This window comes from Mycobacterium sp. TY815 (assembly GCF_030755135.1).
Lineage (GTDB): Bacteria > Actinomycetota > Actinomycetes > Mycobacteriales > Mycobacteriaceae > Mycobacterium.
This window is the reverse complement of sequence record NZ_JAUFRX010000003.1, coordinates 821,209-835,208: the sequence shown is the minus strand read 5'-3', so window position 1 is coordinate 835,208 and position 14,000 is coordinate 821,209. Positions and strand designations below refer to the sequence as shown.

The window sequence follows — 14,000 nt, the reverse complement described above, 5'->3', positions numbered from 1 at the left end:
ATGGCACTAAGCAACCGTGACCGCATCAACAAGATGTTCGAGATCATCGCTCCACCTCTGGATGACTTCATCTCCTTAGTGATTGGACAGGGCGACCCAGCGGTCGGCGCAGCCTGGCCAAAGCTCGTGCAGGCCAAAGACGGGGCATCCAGCACAAAAATGTACAGCGCTCACGACCCTCAGGTGCAGTTCCGCATCCTGACCGAGTCGAATATCACTTCGGGGTTCAAGAAGGGCTGGTATCCGTTCAGCAAGACACTGGGCAAGGCCGGCGAGTCATTCGCCATTGAGCTCCGCGAGGTCCGAAACAACTGGGCACACAACGGAACTTTCACCGACGACGACGCTTACCGGGCCCTCGACACCGGCGAGCGGCTGCTCAAACTGATCAACGCCACCGATGAGGCCGCTGAGTTGCAGACCATCCGGCTCAACCTACGCCGGGTGACCGCCGATAAGGACGACAAGAAGGTCCTCAAAGCCGCCGTCGACAATCCCGAGTCCACCGGCCTCAAACCATGGCGCGAAGTTCTGCCGCCCCACGATGACGTCGCCACCGGAAACTTCGCCGCATCCGAGTTCGCCGCCGACCTCTACAAGGTCGCTTTCGGCGGAGAGCAGGATATCGACTATGCGGATGCGGTCGAGTTTTTCCGCCGCACCTACCTCACGGAGGGATTAACCGATCTGGTCGGGCGAGCGGTACGACGCCTCTCCGGCGATGACAACGCTCCCCCGGTCATCAACTTGCAAACCAACTTCGGCGGCGGCAAGACCCACTCCATGCTGGCACTGTGGCACGTCGCAGCTGGGCTGCCGGTCGGAGAGTTTCCGCAGGAAACGCAGGAACTGCTCACCAAGAACGGCTACACCGGCAACAAGGTCAATCGCGTCGCTATCGTCGGCAATCACTTCAGCCCTTCGGGGGTAACCAAAGACGATGGCACCCAAGTCAACACCATCTGGGGCGAACTGGCCTGGCAGCTCGGCGGCCCCGAGGCGTTCGCGCTAGTCGCCAAGGCCGACGCTGACCGCACCACGCCAGGTGAAGCGCTACACGATCTGCTGGCGGAGTACGCCCCCGCCGTCATCCTCGTTGACGAGTGGGTGGCCTATGCCCGATCACTGCTTGGCCGCGATGACCTCGCCGGAGGTACGTTCGACGACCAGTTCACATTCGCTCAGTCGCTGACCGAAGCCACCAAAGGCACCTCCGGGGTCTTGCTGGTGATCTCCATTCCCGCATCCGAGTCCGGCGACGACTTCGATGTCGTGCCAGGCAACGCCGAAGAGGTCGGCGGTGCAAACGGTTTGGAAGCGCTGAAACGGCTGCAGAATGTGGTACGTCGTGTCGCTGATCAGTGGCGTCCTGCATCCTCGGCAGAGGCGTATCAGATTGTGCGGCAACGATTATTCAAACAACCCGATGCGGCAGCACTTGCCTCAATCGGCGCGACCGCCCGCGCGTATGTCGACATGTACCGCAAGTACACCGATGACTTCCCCCGGGACTCCCGAGACACCGCATACGAGGACCGAATCAGACGGACGTACCCGATTCATCCTGAGTTGTTCGACCGGCTCTACGAGGAATGGTCATCGCTGGAGCGCTTTCAGCGTACTCGTGGTGTCCTGCGACTGATGAGCACGGTGATTCATGCACTCTGGACCGGTGAAGACGCCTCACCGTTGATCATGCCCGGATCAATTCCCCTGGCGACAGCCAACGTCAACGCAGAACTCACTCAGTACCTACAGGATTCGTGGAAAGCGATCATCGACGCTGACGTCGACGGCCCGAACTCTGAACCGTCGCGCATCGACAAGGACAAGCCACTGTTTGGTCAGCGCTCGCTAACCAAACGCTTGGCCCGCACGGTGTTCTTCGGCGCCGCACCCACGATCGGCTCAGCCCACAAGGGCCTGGAGACGCAGCGGGTCTTCCTCGGCACCGCAGTGCCCGGTGATGTGCCGGGCAACTTCCACTCCGCTCTCACGCAGCTCGGCGACCGGGCGACATACTTCTACTCGGGCTCCGGCAAGTATTGGTATGACCTGCAGGCCAACATCACCCGCACTGCCAAAGACCAGGCCGAGCGTCTGCACAAAGAGGACGTGTGGGCAGAGATCACACGGCGCTTGCAGAGTCAGGCCAAGACCCGCGGCGATTTCGCCGGCGTGCACGTATGCCCGGAATCCAACGCTGATATCCCAGACACCGATGAGGCCCGCCTGGTCATCCTGCACCCCAAGGTCGCTCACAAGCGGGGATCCGATTCGCCCGCCAAAGAATTCGCCAAGCATGCCACCGAATACCGCGGAACCTCCCATCGGACCAACCGCAACATGCTCGTCTATCTGGCCGCCGACGACGCGCGCCTTGATGAACTCGGCTCCGCCGTCCGTGAGTACCTGGGCTGGGTGCATGTGCTGGACAACGAAGTCGACCTCGACCTGACGCAGAACCAGAGAAACCAAGCAACCCAGCGACAGTCCCAGGCCGACGGCACAGTGAATTCCCGCCTGCTGCAGACGTTCACGTGGGCGCTTGTGCCGTCGCAACCCGACGCCGGTGCGCCGTTCATCGTGCGTGAGACCAAAGTCGAAGGGCAGTCGGAGTCGTTGGCCCAGCGGGTGTCCCGGCGACTGGGCAACGACGGCGACCTGTCGGTCCGCCAGGCCGCGGCGACCATCCGGCTCGCGATCGGCAAGGTGCTCCAGATTTGGAAGGACGGCCACGTCTCCCTCGGAGCGCTGTGGCGACTGTACAGCCAGTACCCGTACATGCCACGTCTGCGCGACCGGCGTGTGCTTGATGAGGGCATCGTCGACATGCCGATGCTCTGGGAGACAGACGCCTTCGCACTGGCGACCGGCTTCGACGAGGCGGCTGGTCGCTACATCGGGCTGTGGACCCCCAACGACACGGGCGCCGCCCCGGCCGCAACGGATTCGCTACTGCTGGTGCGCCCCAACGTCGCGGTGAAGCAGCGCGAAACCGAAGTGAAGCCGCCAACAGATCCGGATGACGAGACGACGCCGGCCGTGGTGGACAAGACAACGAAGCCACCAGTCGACATCGCGTTTCCCCCACCGAAGACCCGTTTCTACGGGGTCAAGACCCTCAGCTCCGACAAGATCGCCCTGGAATTCAAGAACATCGCCGAGGAAGTCCTTGCCCAGCTCCGTGACACCGGCGCGACACTCGTTGTGAAGATCGAGATCGAAGCCACTGACGCGGGCGGCTTCGACGAAGGCAAGATCCGCACGGTGTCCGAGAACGCACAGACACTGAAGTTCGATCAGTCGGGGTTCGAGGAGACGTGAGCTTCAAGAAAACCCCGGCGCTCCAGGCCAGTTTCCTTGGGCTTCGCGGCCGGCGCTTGAAGATGCGATGACAACGCACGTTCTTGTTCGGGAATCCATACTCGCCGAGCTCACCGCGCTCGGCGTCCCGAAGGAAGTTTCGACGGATTTTCCGGCTCTGCCCGGAGATGTGTCTGCGCTGCTCATCTACGGCAGTCGTGCTAGGGGCGACGCGATCGCTGATTCGGACCTCGACGTCCTCGCGCTGGTCAAGCACTCATCCCCGAGCGCATATTCGGGAGTTGTTAATGTTAGCTTTTACACGAGAGACCAATTGGAAAGTGGAATAGGCACGCTTTTCGGTGCACATCTACAACGCGACGCCAAAATTATTTGGGATCCCGAAGGGGAGCTGTCGGAAATTGTTAACACTCTCGGCAACGTCGATACGGAGAGACTTTTCAATCGGGTGAAGACCATGTCCCAAGTATTTGGTTCTCCTCAATTGGACCTACCGAAGTACCTCGCCGGCCTCTTGCGCGAAGCACGTTACCTCCTCAGAAGCACCTTATACGCGCAAGCTATCGCCGCGAATGACCCTTGTTTTTCAGTCAGGGAGCTCGCCGTTCGACATTCTGATCCCGTCCTGGCGGAACTACTCGCCTCCCGCCAATCCGGGGATTCACGCCGCGAGGAATATGACGAATGCCTAAAGCGGCTCGAATCAATGTTGGGACGAATTCCCGAAAACCCTCACGGGTCCCTCGAAGCGCTGATAGTTAACGAGTGGGAAAACAGAGGCGACGTTCTTTCGATCGCTTTTATGGCACTGGGCATCGTCGGCAGTGGCGGCGATTACGCGGAGATAGAAAAAATCTTGCTATGACTCTTGCCGGTACTGCCTTCGTGGGTGATATTCACGGAAATATAGCAGCGCTGCGTGGGATCCTGGAACTTCTTGACCAGATCGACGGTATCGACCGAATTGTTTTCTTGGGTGATTATATAAACAAAGGTAAAAATTCGGTGGCGGTAGTTCAAACGCTACTAGAGAAATCAACAGGTGAGCGAATTACGGCGCTGCGCGGCAATCACGAAACCGAAATGTTGAAAGCTCTTGAGACGGGCGACCTCGCCAGTTTCTTAAAGATGGGGGGTGCCAGCACAATTCGCTCCTACGTCAAACGTGACGTAGGCCCTGATGTTATCAGCGACTTCCGCGCTCGCGTTCCTACTGAGCACATCAATTTTCTGCGAAGCATGCCCCAGGTTTACGAGACTCAATACGTAGTTGCATCCCATTACCCTGCGGCCACCAACAAAACTCGGTTTCAGATTTCCGCACACATACCCGTTGGCAACCTGCCTAAGGTCGGCGTAAATTTCGCCCACATCGATACTGGCTGCGGCTCTCCGGAAGGGCGACTGACAGCATTCGCATGGCCAGGCCTCGACTACGTTCAGGTTGATTCCGACGGCCACCCGATCGGATCCGACACCTAGTCGCGCTCACGATTATTCCCGGAGCCTGTCAAGCAGCCAGCGCGCTCGGCCTTGGCCGAACGTATTTCCCATGGCCTCGTTCAATGCCAAAGCCTTCTCGGCATCCGCTATCGCTCCAGGCACGTCACCCGATGCCCGTAGGCACTGAGCTGACACAAGCAATGAGATCGCCTCACCCCGAGCATTCCCAATCTGCCGATTGATTGAAATCGCCCGAGCCGTATTCTCGAGCGCATCAACTGCCGACCCAAGCCGCAAAAGCACCTGAGCACGCAAGATTTCGGCATTCGCCAGGAGCGCACTGGGAGGGAACTTGCCCAACTTTGATAACGCTTCTTCTGCAAAGTCACGGGCGGAGTCCAGGTCGTCCGTTGCAACGTGAAGGCGCGCGAGATTCACCAGGGATTGACAGATACCTACTTCATCTTCTGCTTCTCTGCGCTTGTCGAGCGCGAGTTGGAAACTACGGTGTGCACTGTCCGATTCCCCGACCTGTTGATGAGCCAATCCAAGTTCGTCAAGTATTCGACACCTCACGACCGCCGCGAACGGGTCATCTTGCTTGAGAAGAGTGAGTGCCTGCTGCAGTCGACCGATGGCGTCCCTATCAGAGCCCTTGCGGCGCAGTAGCCCCGCCAGAGCGGCAAACGCCTCGGCCGCGGCGGTAGTGTGTAAGGTGCCCGGCTCCTTGCCGAAATAGTCGATCGCTGACTCGATTACGCCTTGAGCTGCGTCTAGGTCGCCGCTGTGCTCCAGATACTTGGCATAGGCCAGTTGCTCGGGCGGTCCGCCGAGGACCGCTGCCTCCTTGAGATTCTTGCCCCCATTTTCCGGTAGCCCAAGCTCCACCAGCTTCTCGCCATCCCGGCGAAGCGTCGCTGCGCGAATAAGATCCTTTCCGGTCGAAGGAAGCAAATTTATATGACGCGCAATCTTTGGTCCAGCTATTGACGCCCAGGCCTCCAGTCGCTGCGTTAGCTTTGTTTTTAGATCGCGAATATCAGACACAGGTTCGTACATAACCGAGTGTTGATTGGACATTTGATCACGCAATTTGACTATCTCCGACGCTGGCGATGCGTCATGCAAGAACGCGACCCAGACATCGCGCATGGGTCGATCCTCTTGACCCAACTGCAAGAGAGCTGTGAAGAGCTCCTCTTCAGTACCTGAGGTGTAGCCCCAGGGACTTCCGGGCGCACTACCCCACGACTTCTTAAAGAGAGCGACCAAATAGTGGCATTCGCCAAGAAGTTCGTTGATCGCCTCTTGCGGCCGCCGCGCCGTTCCTCTGACGCTTTCCCAACCAACCATCTCAAAGCGGGTTGCGTCGCTCCCCTGTCTTGCGTTGTGCTCCGCGATGATCGTATCGACGACCTTGCGCTCGCTCGCCAGGTCACCCGGCGTTGCAACAAATACGCGAAGAGGATTACCGTCGGCCATGGCGGCACCTTACTCGACTGCACCGCTCCTAACTTCGAACGAGCCGCCCGTCGCGGAGGACATTGCCTGCGTGTACAGCTTCCGGCAGATTTGGCTGTCAGCCGGATATGAGATTGACACCATCATGTGCCCGCGAATGGACGTCCTCGTCGAGAGCATCCAATACGCGAACCGCGAATGCGGGACTCATCGCCGACTGAACCTGTTCCCTCGTCATCCAACGGATTTCACGAGCTTCCTCGGTCGCATGCGGTTTACCCCCAGCTGGCCGACAGCGGTACACCAAGGCGACGATTCCGTGGGTCAGATTCTTGTAGACACCCGCGAGTCGCTCTACAGCGACCTCAAGTCCAGTCTCTTCCAGCACTTCGCGTTGAACGCCAGCCTCGAATGATTCGTCGAGCTCCAGGACGCCTCCAGGGGCTTCCCAGTGGCCGTTATCATTGCGCCTAATGACCAGGACGCGGCCGTCGTCGCGGACCACGATGCCGGCGACGCTGACCGAGTGTTTCGGCGTGGTTGCCATGCGCGACTCCATCCTCTTGGCTGGACGCCAGTAGTGACATGTACGTGTCGTTTTCCTAGACTAGTCGTCTAGACGTGCATGGAAAGGCCCGCAGGTGCTGCAACTCGGTCAGATCGATCGCGCGGACGACAAGCCGCCGTATCGGCAGATCGCGGGCATGCTGCGCGAAGCCATTGCCTCGGGCCAGCTAACCGCAGGCGAACGCCTGCCATCCGAGGCAGCGTTGATCGACCACTTCGGAGTCGCGCGAATGACAGTCCGCCAGGCAGTACAGGAGCTGCGTTCCGAAGGCCTGGCCGTTTCGGAGCACGGCCGCGGAGTGTTCGTTCGCCCCGCTCCTCAGATTCGACGACTCGCATCCGATCGCTTCGCACGGCGACATCGCGCAAGCGGCAAGGCCGCGTTCACCGTCGAGGCGGAAAAGTCGGGTTACACGCCACAAGTCGACAACATCACCGTGACACTCACGAAGCCGAATTCGACTGTTGCCGAACGCCTTCGCTTGACACCAGACGACGAGGTCGTGGTTCGATCACGGCGTTACCTCGTCGATGGACGGCCGATTGAGACAGCGACTTCCTACATCCCTGCGGCATTTGCCCAAAACACCAAGATCGACCAAGTCGACACCGGACCTGGCGGCATTTACGCGCGACTCGAAGATGCCGGCCACATACTCGCCCGATTCACCGAAGAAGTCGGTGCACGGATGCCCACCCCCGAGGAGCGCCGCGCCCTGCGGCTCGCGACGGGGGCACCCGTCCTAACTGTGGTTCGGACGGCCTACGACACCAATGACGTCGCCGTAGAAGTGTGCGACACGGTGAAGGTGGCATCCGCCTATCTGCTCGAATACGACTTCTCAGCGCGCTGAGACTTCCCGAAATGACCAAGTCGCACGCAATGCTTGACTCACTCCTCTAGACGACTAGACTAGATAATCATCTAGTCCAATCCTCTCGAAAGGTTCTGCAATGTCCATCCCCAAATGGCTTCAGGTCGGCCATGACCAGGTGTTTTCGTTCGGTGCGTTTCTCGTGTCCGAGGTGACGCCGATGATCGACTTCGACCGGTCCTCGGGCGACAACCGAGTACAAGCAACCGACCGTGAAACCGGCTTGCCAATGTGGCAGGTCGAGGTGCTCGACGGTGATCCGGCCGCACCAAAGCGCAGCCGCACGGTGACCGTCAAGTTCGCCGCGCAAACTCAACCCACTGCACCCACCAATTCCAGCGGAACCCCCTTTACCCCTGTAATTTTCGAGGGCCTGACAGCTCTGGCGTACGTCGAGAAGGCGGGCGATTTCTCTCGGATCGCGTGGTCGTTTCGGGCGGCAGGCATGGCAGCACCTGGCAAGTCGACCGCAGCATCGGCTTCTGGTCGGGTGTCGGCGTGAATCCCGACCCGTACGAACTCACCGACCCCGACACCCCACTACGGTTTGACCACCTCTTTGACTTCTTGCTTACCGGCATAGCCTGGGTTGCGGTAGCCGCCGGAATCATCGCTGCCGTTCTCATTGCCTGGAGGCTGCAGTCACCGGCGACCTACGAACTGCACTTCGCCGTCCCCGTCCGGCGCATGCGCTGGAGGCTGTGGGCATACATCTCATGGGAGCGGCTGTCTAGACGGTGCGGCCTGTCCGCCTCCGAGCAAGTCACCCGCAAGGACCGCGAAGGTCGGCCGGTCACACAGACGCGATGGACTCATCCAAAGCTGTTACAGGTCAATGTATCTGACAATTGCCTCCTTCTGACAGTGCAGACGCGGATGGGACTGACGGTCGAAGACCTGGAGCGTGCCGTCCCGGCCATCCGCGACGCCGCACGAGCACACGCCGCCCGGTCGGTCGTAGTCGCCCCCGGTACCGTGCGGATGGAACTGGTCATGCGCGAGCAACTCTCGTCAGTGGGTCACGCCGCTTCACCCAGCGCACTCGCCACCACCCGAATCACACTGGGGCGTTGCGAAAACGGCGCTCCGTGGACGCTGCCCGTCGCAGGACGCCACACCCTGACCGTGGGCAGCTCGGGCGCAGGCAAAGGGTCGGTGTTTTGGGGCATTGCCGGCGGCTTCGGTCCTGCGATCGCGGCCGGCCTGGTCCACCTGATCGGCATCGACCTCAAGTACGGCATCGAACTATCGGTCGGCGCGGGCTTGTTCACCAAGATCGCCACGACCGAGGCCGATGCAGTGAAAACCCTTGCCGCGCTGGAACAGTTGATGGACAAACGCGGAGCGCGAATGGCAGGCAGAACTCGACAACATACCCCCACCACATCGGCGCCCTTGATCGTGCTGCTGATCGACGAGCTGGCCGGAATGACCGCATACATGAGCGACCCCGCACTGCGCAAAGAAGCCGCCGCCTCATTGTCTCGAATCCTGACCAAAGGCCGCGCACTGGGAATCGTCGTGGTGGCATTCCTGCAGGATCCCCGCAAAGAAGTCCTACCGATGCGGGGCCTGTTCACTCAGACGATCGCACTCCGCCTTCGTTCCCGCGACGAGGTGACGATGGTTCTGGGCGACGGATTGGCCGATTCCGCACCCGCACATCGGATCAGCCCTGACGCTCCGGGCACCGGCTACGTCATTGCCGAGGACGGCCAAGTGACCAGGGTGCGCGCTGATTTCTGGACCGATGATCAAATCCGCTCCACTGCAAAGCAATACGGACGGACCGCGGGAGCTACCGCGAAAGAGCAGCAATGACTAACCGCGGACATCTCTTCGAATTGCCCGGTCAAGACCAATTGGCCCGGCAAGCAAACGATTTGATCCACCGCGCCAACCTGGTCCGCAGATACGGTTTCGATGAGTACCGGCATATATGGTCCTCCGGCGAGATCCTCGGTACCGCATTGGTCATGCACGACGAGGCGGAACTCCAACGATGCAGTGAGACGCAAGTGTCCGCACTGGATCGTTGGGCATACAGCCTATGGGGAATCACGGCGGGAGGAGCCGACAGTGCCGCCGGATTGCCGCGCACCCGCGCGTGGTTCGACGCTATCCGGGCCGGCATGCACGCGCCGTCCACACACCAACGACCCGTGACTGGGTGACGCGATGGTCACTCACGGCATTAGGGAGTCTCTCGTCACTACGGGCAACTTCCCAGAATTGCTTACCGCCGAACAGGTTTCAACGCTGTTAGGTGTTTCCGCTGCAACACTCAACCGCTGGGCCGCACTCCGCGAAACAACCGGCGAGCAGGTCGGACCACCCTGCTACACGTTGTCAGAGCGCGTGCGCCGCTGGGATTGCGCGGAAGTTCGGTCCTGGCTGAAGCAGGTGCGCCGGTAATGGCGGGCAACACCCCTCGCGGCATCCGAAAGCGCCTCAACGCAGCCGGCCAACCCCGCTACCAAGTCCGGTACCTGATCCGAGATCCGGACGCGCCATCGGGCTGGGTCGAAACTTCGGCCACGTTTCCGACCTTGCGCGAGGCGAAGGCGTTCAAATCCGAACGCGACAACGAAGCCGCGCTCGGTGCGCGTCGATTCGACCCACGCCTAGGGCGCACACCGCTGAACCGGATTTGGACGCAGTTCTCCGATTCCAAGAAGCCCGCGGTGTCGCCGAAGACCTGGAGCGGATACACCCAACACTGGGAACTGCGCATCGCGCCCCGATTCGGCCACATCCCCGTCGACGAGATCACTCGCGCCGACGTTCAGGCGTTCGTTGACGGCCTGACGGTGGGCCCGTGGGCGAAAGTGTCCACGCTGCGTCTCATGCGCTCGATTCTCGACGTCGCCCACCAGGACGGCCGCATCCACCGCAACCCGGCCTTTGGTGTCTCAGCGGGCCGCATTCCCGAGCGGGATCGTCATCGCTACCTGACCGCGCAGGAGGTCCAGACACTGGCCGATGCCTGCGGTGACCAGGGCGACGTCGTGACAATCCTCGCCTACACGGGCCTGCGCTGGTCCGAACTCGTCGGCCTCCGCGTCAAGGACATCAACCTTGCCGCCCGCCGCCTCTTCGTCCGACGGGCCGCACCCGAGGTTGAGGGCCGCATTGTTATCGGGCCTCCGAAGACCCGCGCCGGCATCCGAACCATCCCGCTCCCGCGAGTAGTGGTCGACATCTTCGCCCGGCGCATCAACGGCCGCGATCCGGACGAACCAGCCGTTACCTCACCGAACGGAACAATGCTGCGATCCAACAACTGGCGCCGCCATACTCACTGGAATCAAGCCCTTGAGAAGACCGACCTGGCTCCCCTAACTATCCATGAGCTACGCCACACTTATGCCAGCCTGGCCCGTAAATCGGGGGCAGACCTGCGTTATGTCCAGAAAACCATGGGTCATTCCACGCCCACCGTCACCGCGAATATTTATAGCGATCTCTACGCCGACGAACTAGACCAAGTGGCAACCAACCTCGATCAGCTTCACGCAAAAGAGATTCACCTACCGAAGACCGGACAAGAACCGGACGAATCAAACCAACCATCGAGTGCATAATCCGTGTCTAAGCAGGTCAAACCTGGTGGCCAGGGGCGGGATCGAACCGCCGACCTTCCGCTTTTCAGGCGGACGCTCGTACCGACTGAGCTACCTGGCCGGAAGCCGGCAGGCAGCGTGTGCCTCGCCGTGCTGGCGACCCTGACGGGACTCGAACCCGCGACCTCCGCCGTGACAGGGCGGCGCGCTAACCAACTGCGCCACAGGGCCTTGCTGTACTGCTGTGCTCCGCGGTGCCCGCGTAGCCAGTACCCCCTACGGGATTCGAACCCGCGCTACCGCCTTGAAAGGGCGGCGTCCTAGGCCGCTAGACGAAGGGGGCCAGAACCGAATCTCTCCGGGGCACTGCCAACGCGATTACTGTTGGGAGCCAAGTCAGCTTAGGTCACCCCGGCCCCAATCCTCAAACGAGCCCTCCTCCGGGACCCAGTATTGTGATTCTCCGCCGCCCCTATAGCTCAGTTGGTAGAGCTACGGACTTTTAATCCGCAGGTCGTAGGTTCGAGTCCTACTGGGGGCACCGCCGGTTCCGTCGTCGTCGGGAAACAGCTCGACCTCGGGGATTAACTCGGTGGCCGGAACACCTAGCCACGCTGCGGTTACGGCCACCTCGATCGCGGTCCAGTCGGTCTTGCCGTGGAGCCGCTTCGAGATCGAGCCTTGGTCGACTCCGAGCAGTCGACCTAGTTGCTTCTGCGTGCGACCAGCACGCCACATGAGTTGATGTACCCGCTCGCCGATCAGCGCATTGCTGCGCCGTCGAGGGTCTATCGCGAGTTCTGACTGAACGGTCATGAGCGACACCATACGACATGAAGCGACATATGCGCCATATGCATGGCGCGCTTGACACTGCATGTCACTCCGCCATACCGTCAAGAGCATGGCCGAATCGCATATAGATTCCCTCCTGACACCTTCTCAAGTCGCCAAAAACTGGGGCATATCGCTGCGCACCGTTCAGCGGTACATCGCAGACGGCCGACTCAAAGCGGTAAAGCTGCCGGGGGGCTACTACCGAGTCCACCCAGCCGACGCGAGGGCCGCACTTGAGGCCAGCGCATGATCGCCGCTGTGGGCGACCGGCCGCTACCGTTGCTGCCCAGTAATCCGATTCAGGGTTGCGGTGTGCCCGTTGACTGCATCGATAAGCATCTGAAGTTTCTCTTCGATACTCGCGACCGCGGCGATGACGTCGAGGTCCGACCCGATCATCATCATCGTCGTCTGCCCTCGCCTGCTCTCCGCCTCTTCCAGCGTCTGCGGAAGCTCGCCTCGTTCGACGTTCTCGATCAGGAAGTCGACGAAGGCCCGGCTGAGAGCCAAGTTCTGGGGAACTTTCACGCTCCGCAGAAGCGCGACAAAGTTGGGATCGATCGAATTCGGATCGGTTTTGATCTCCTTGCGTTTGCACGGGCTGGAACCCGTTATGTAACCGGCGCGATCCTTGCCGCGTCTCGGTGGTTGCAGCGTAGGGCGTGGGTCCGACGCGCCGCGGACACCGCGCCGCGGCCGTCGGGCGCCACAGCCGGCCGTGATCAGCAGCGTGGGGGCCGGTCGTGACTACCGCCAACACCGACGACTGTTTCGCCGTCGTGCCACGTAGCCTCGCCGCGTACTTCGCTGCTGTTGGTCTCCTCCCGGGTCCTCAAGCCGTCGGGGATTCGGGAGAGCCCGCGCCCGGTACTGAGCCGCCGGGCGCGGGCATCCAAACCTCCGACAGGGCTGCCGCAGCCTCCCGGGTGGGGGTGCCGGCACCGCAGCCGCTGCCCACTCCTCACTGGCCCCTGTGGGCCTTGACTTCCCTGGCCGCTGTCGTCGTGGTCAGCGGGGTGTGCTTCGTGGCGTTGCTGGTGGCGGCGGTGGCGGGGTCATGATCTTCGCCGCCATCCGCACCCTCGCCACGCTGGCCCAGCAGATCTACCACGTCGGCCAACTGCTACTCGCAGGCCCCGATCACCCTTTCGCCACCCGCGAGCTCGCTTTCGACTCGGCCGAGTCACTGACCGAGCTGGTTCACGAACAAGGCGCGACGAACGCGCTCCTGCAGGACATCCGAAACCTGCTGCAACACATAGCTTCCGCTGCGCCATTCCTCCCCCAGAGTGGTGCGGCGGAAGGCCCGGCCGCGCCTATCCCCCCGGGCGTGGCCGGGTCACTCAAACCGCCGACCTACGCGCAGTCAGTAGAGGACTGGTCCGCCGTCCGTGGCGGTGCCCGGTGATCGACCTCGACGCGCAAGAGCCCGATCGGCGCTGGGCGCCGCCACTGCTGTGTGGCGACGTGTTCGGCCATGCAAGCCGCTCCGGACACCCCTGCGCCCGCGCATTCAATCACCCCGCCGACCAGCTCGGCCACATCTGCCGGTGCGCCGCCGAAGCGTTCTGTGAGCAGCGTTCAGTGTGCGGAGTGCGCGCATGACCGCCGAGCCGGCTTGGCCGCCTTTAATGTGCGCCGTCTGCATGTGGTGTGAGTACCTCGACGGCGAATTCGAAACCCCGAGCTATCTGCGTAGCGACCCGAAGCCGGCAATGACTGCGGTGGCCGGCACCGCGCTGTGCCGGCTGCACCTTGAGGACTTCCAGCGGGCCCGAGACCCGTTCACCGCCGCCGCATCAATCGTCGGCATCCACAACCCCAAAGCTTTCCCGCGCGAACCGCACGGGAAATAGCAACCCGGCCCCACCCGCCCCAACCTCGAAGGGGAATCAACTGATCGTGATCAAGCGCAAAAATCAGCGTC

15 protein-coding genes and 4 tRNA genes are annotated in these 14,000 nt (G+C 61.4%); 13 read left to right on the top strand and 6 right to left on the bottom strand.

Annotated elements, in window-relative coordinates; translation table 11 throughout:
* From QXK92_RS29660 to QXK92_RS29650, 3 genes are all read left to right on the top strand, one after another.
* Window positions 1–3,327: a Swt1 family HEPN domain-containing protein gene (locus QXK92_RS29660; protein WP_306247834.1), complete on the top strand. Its 3,327-nt coding sequence runs from the start codon at window positions 1–3 to the stop codon at window positions 3,325–3,327.
* A gap of 67 nt (window positions 3,328–3,394) precedes the next feature.
* Window positions 3,395–4,192 carry a nucleotidyltransferase domain-containing protein gene (locus tag QXK92_RS29655; protein ID WP_306247831.1) on the top strand — a complete coding sequence of 266 codons (798 nt, stop codon included), beginning with the start codon at window positions 3,395–3,397 and terminating at the stop codon, window positions 4,190–4,192.
* Complete coding sequence (locus QXK92_RS29650; protein ID WP_306247829.1) at window positions 4,189–4,809, top strand: metallophosphoesterase; 621 nt, start codon at window positions 4,189–4,191, stop codon at window positions 4,807–4,809. The genes QXK92_RS29655 and QXK92_RS29650 overlap by 4 nt, the downstream gene beginning before the upstream one ends.
* 12 nt (window positions 4,810–4,821) lie before the next feature.
* Here the strand turns inward: QXK92_RS29650 and QXK92_RS29645 are convergent, their stop codons facing one another.
* Window positions 4,822–6,252 carry a tetratricopeptide repeat protein gene (locus QXK92_RS29645; protein WP_306247827.1) on the bottom strand — a complete coding sequence of 477 codons (1,431 nt, stop codon included), beginning with the start codon at window positions 6,250–6,252 and terminating at the stop codon, window positions 4,822–4,824.
* Between the two features lie 97 nt (window positions 6,253–6,349).
* Window positions 6,350–6,778, bottom strand: a complete 429-nt coding sequence (locus tag QXK92_RS29640; RefSeq protein ID WP_306247825.1) for an NUDIX hydrolase — start codon at window positions 6,776–6,778, stop codon at window positions 6,350–6,352.
* Between the two features lie 94 nt (window positions 6,779–6,872).
* Between QXK92_RS29640 and QXK92_RS29635 the strand changes: the two genes are divergently transcribed.
* From QXK92_RS29635 to xerC, 5 genes are all read left to right on the top strand, one after another.
* Window positions 6,873–7,652 (top strand): GntR family transcriptional regulator, encoded by a 780-nt coding sequence (locus tag QXK92_RS29635; protein WP_306247823.1) that lies wholly within the window; start codon window positions 6,873–6,875, stop codon window positions 7,650–7,652.
* Between the two features lie 100 nt (window positions 7,653–7,752).
* Window positions 7,753–8,175 (top strand): plasmid replication, integration and excision activator, encoded by a 423-nt coding sequence (locus QXK92_RS29630; RefSeq protein ID WP_306247821.1) that lies wholly within the window; start codon window positions 7,753–7,755, stop codon window positions 8,173–8,175.
* Window positions 8,172–9,494 (top strand): FtsK/SpoIIIE domain-containing protein, encoded by a 1,323-nt coding sequence (locus QXK92_RS29625; protein WP_306247819.1) that lies wholly within the window; start codon window positions 8,172–8,174, stop codon window positions 9,492–9,494. The genes QXK92_RS29630 and QXK92_RS29625 overlap by 4 nt, the downstream gene beginning before the upstream one ends.
* A 357-nt stretch (window positions 9,495–9,851) precedes the next feature.
* The gene (locus QXK92_RS29620) at window positions 9,852–10,088 is read left to right on the top strand and encodes an AlpA family transcriptional regulator (RefSeq protein ID WP_306247816.1); all 237 of its coding nucleotides are present in this window, start codon (window positions 9,852–9,854) and stop codon (window positions 10,086–10,088) included.
* Complete coding sequence (gene xerC / locus QXK92_RS29615; protein ID WP_306247815.1) at window positions 10,088–11,257, top strand: tyrosine recombinase XerC; 1,170 nt, start codon at window positions 10,088–10,090, stop codon at window positions 11,255–11,257. The genes QXK92_RS29620 and xerC overlap by 1 nt, the downstream gene beginning before the upstream one ends.
* Window positions 11,258–11,280: 23 nt before the next feature.
* Here xerC and QXK92_RS29610 read toward each other — a convergent pair.
* The 3 genes from QXK92_RS29610 to QXK92_RS29600 form a co-directional block, all read right to left on the bottom strand.
* Window positions 11,281–11,357 (bottom strand) — tRNA-Phe (locus QXK92_RS29610).
* Window positions 11,358–11,390: 33 nt separating this feature from the next.
* Window positions 11,391–11,467: transfer RNA gene (locus QXK92_RS29605), tRNA-Asp, on the bottom strand.
* A gap of 39 nt (window positions 11,468–11,506) precedes the next feature.
* Window positions 11,507–11,579 (bottom strand) — tRNA-Glu (locus QXK92_RS29600).
* Between the two features lie 125 nt (window positions 11,580–11,704).
* Between QXK92_RS29600 and QXK92_RS29595 the strand changes: the two genes are divergently transcribed.
* Both QXK92_RS29595 and QXK92_RS34180 read left to right on the top strand, forming a co-directional pair.
* Window positions 11,705–11,777 (top strand) — tRNA-Lys (locus QXK92_RS29595).
* Window positions 11,778–12,113: 336 nt separating this feature from the next.
* Window positions 12,114–12,323: a helix-turn-helix domain-containing protein gene (locus QXK92_RS34180; RefSeq protein ID WP_371934613.1), complete on the top strand. Its 210-nt coding sequence runs from the start codon at window positions 12,114–12,116 to the stop codon at window positions 12,321–12,323.
* Window positions 12,324–12,346: 23 nt separating this feature from the next.
* Here QXK92_RS34180 and QXK92_RS29590 read toward each other — a convergent pair whose 3' ends face one another.
* Entirely contained in the window at window positions 12,347–12,601 is a 255-nt protein-coding gene (locus tag QXK92_RS29590; protein WP_306247813.1) for a hypothetical protein, read from the bottom strand.
* Window positions 12,602–12,816: 215 nt separating this feature from the next.
* On the opposite strand from QXK92_RS29590, the gene QXK92_RS29585 reads away from it, so the two are divergent.
* The 3 genes from QXK92_RS29585 (at window position 12,817) to QXK92_RS29575 (ending at window position 13,929) form a co-directional block, all read left to right on the top strand.
* Window positions 12,817–13,134, top strand: a complete 318-nt coding sequence (locus tag QXK92_RS29585) for a hypothetical protein (protein WP_306247811.1) — start codon at window positions 12,817–12,819, stop codon at window positions 13,132–13,134.
* Window positions 13,131–13,481, top strand: a complete 351-nt coding sequence (locus QXK92_RS29580) for a hypothetical protein (RefSeq protein ID WP_306247808.1) — start codon at window positions 13,131–13,133, stop codon at window positions 13,479–13,481. The genes QXK92_RS29585 and QXK92_RS29580 overlap by 4 nt, the downstream gene beginning before the upstream one ends.
* A gap of 193 nt (window positions 13,482–13,674) precedes the next feature.
* Window positions 13,675–13,929: a hypothetical protein gene (locus tag QXK92_RS29575; protein ID WP_306247806.1), complete on the top strand. Its 255-nt coding sequence runs from the start codon at window positions 13,675–13,677 to the stop codon at window positions 13,927–13,929.
* The last annotated feature ends 71 nt before the right edge of the window (window positions 13,930–14,000 follow it).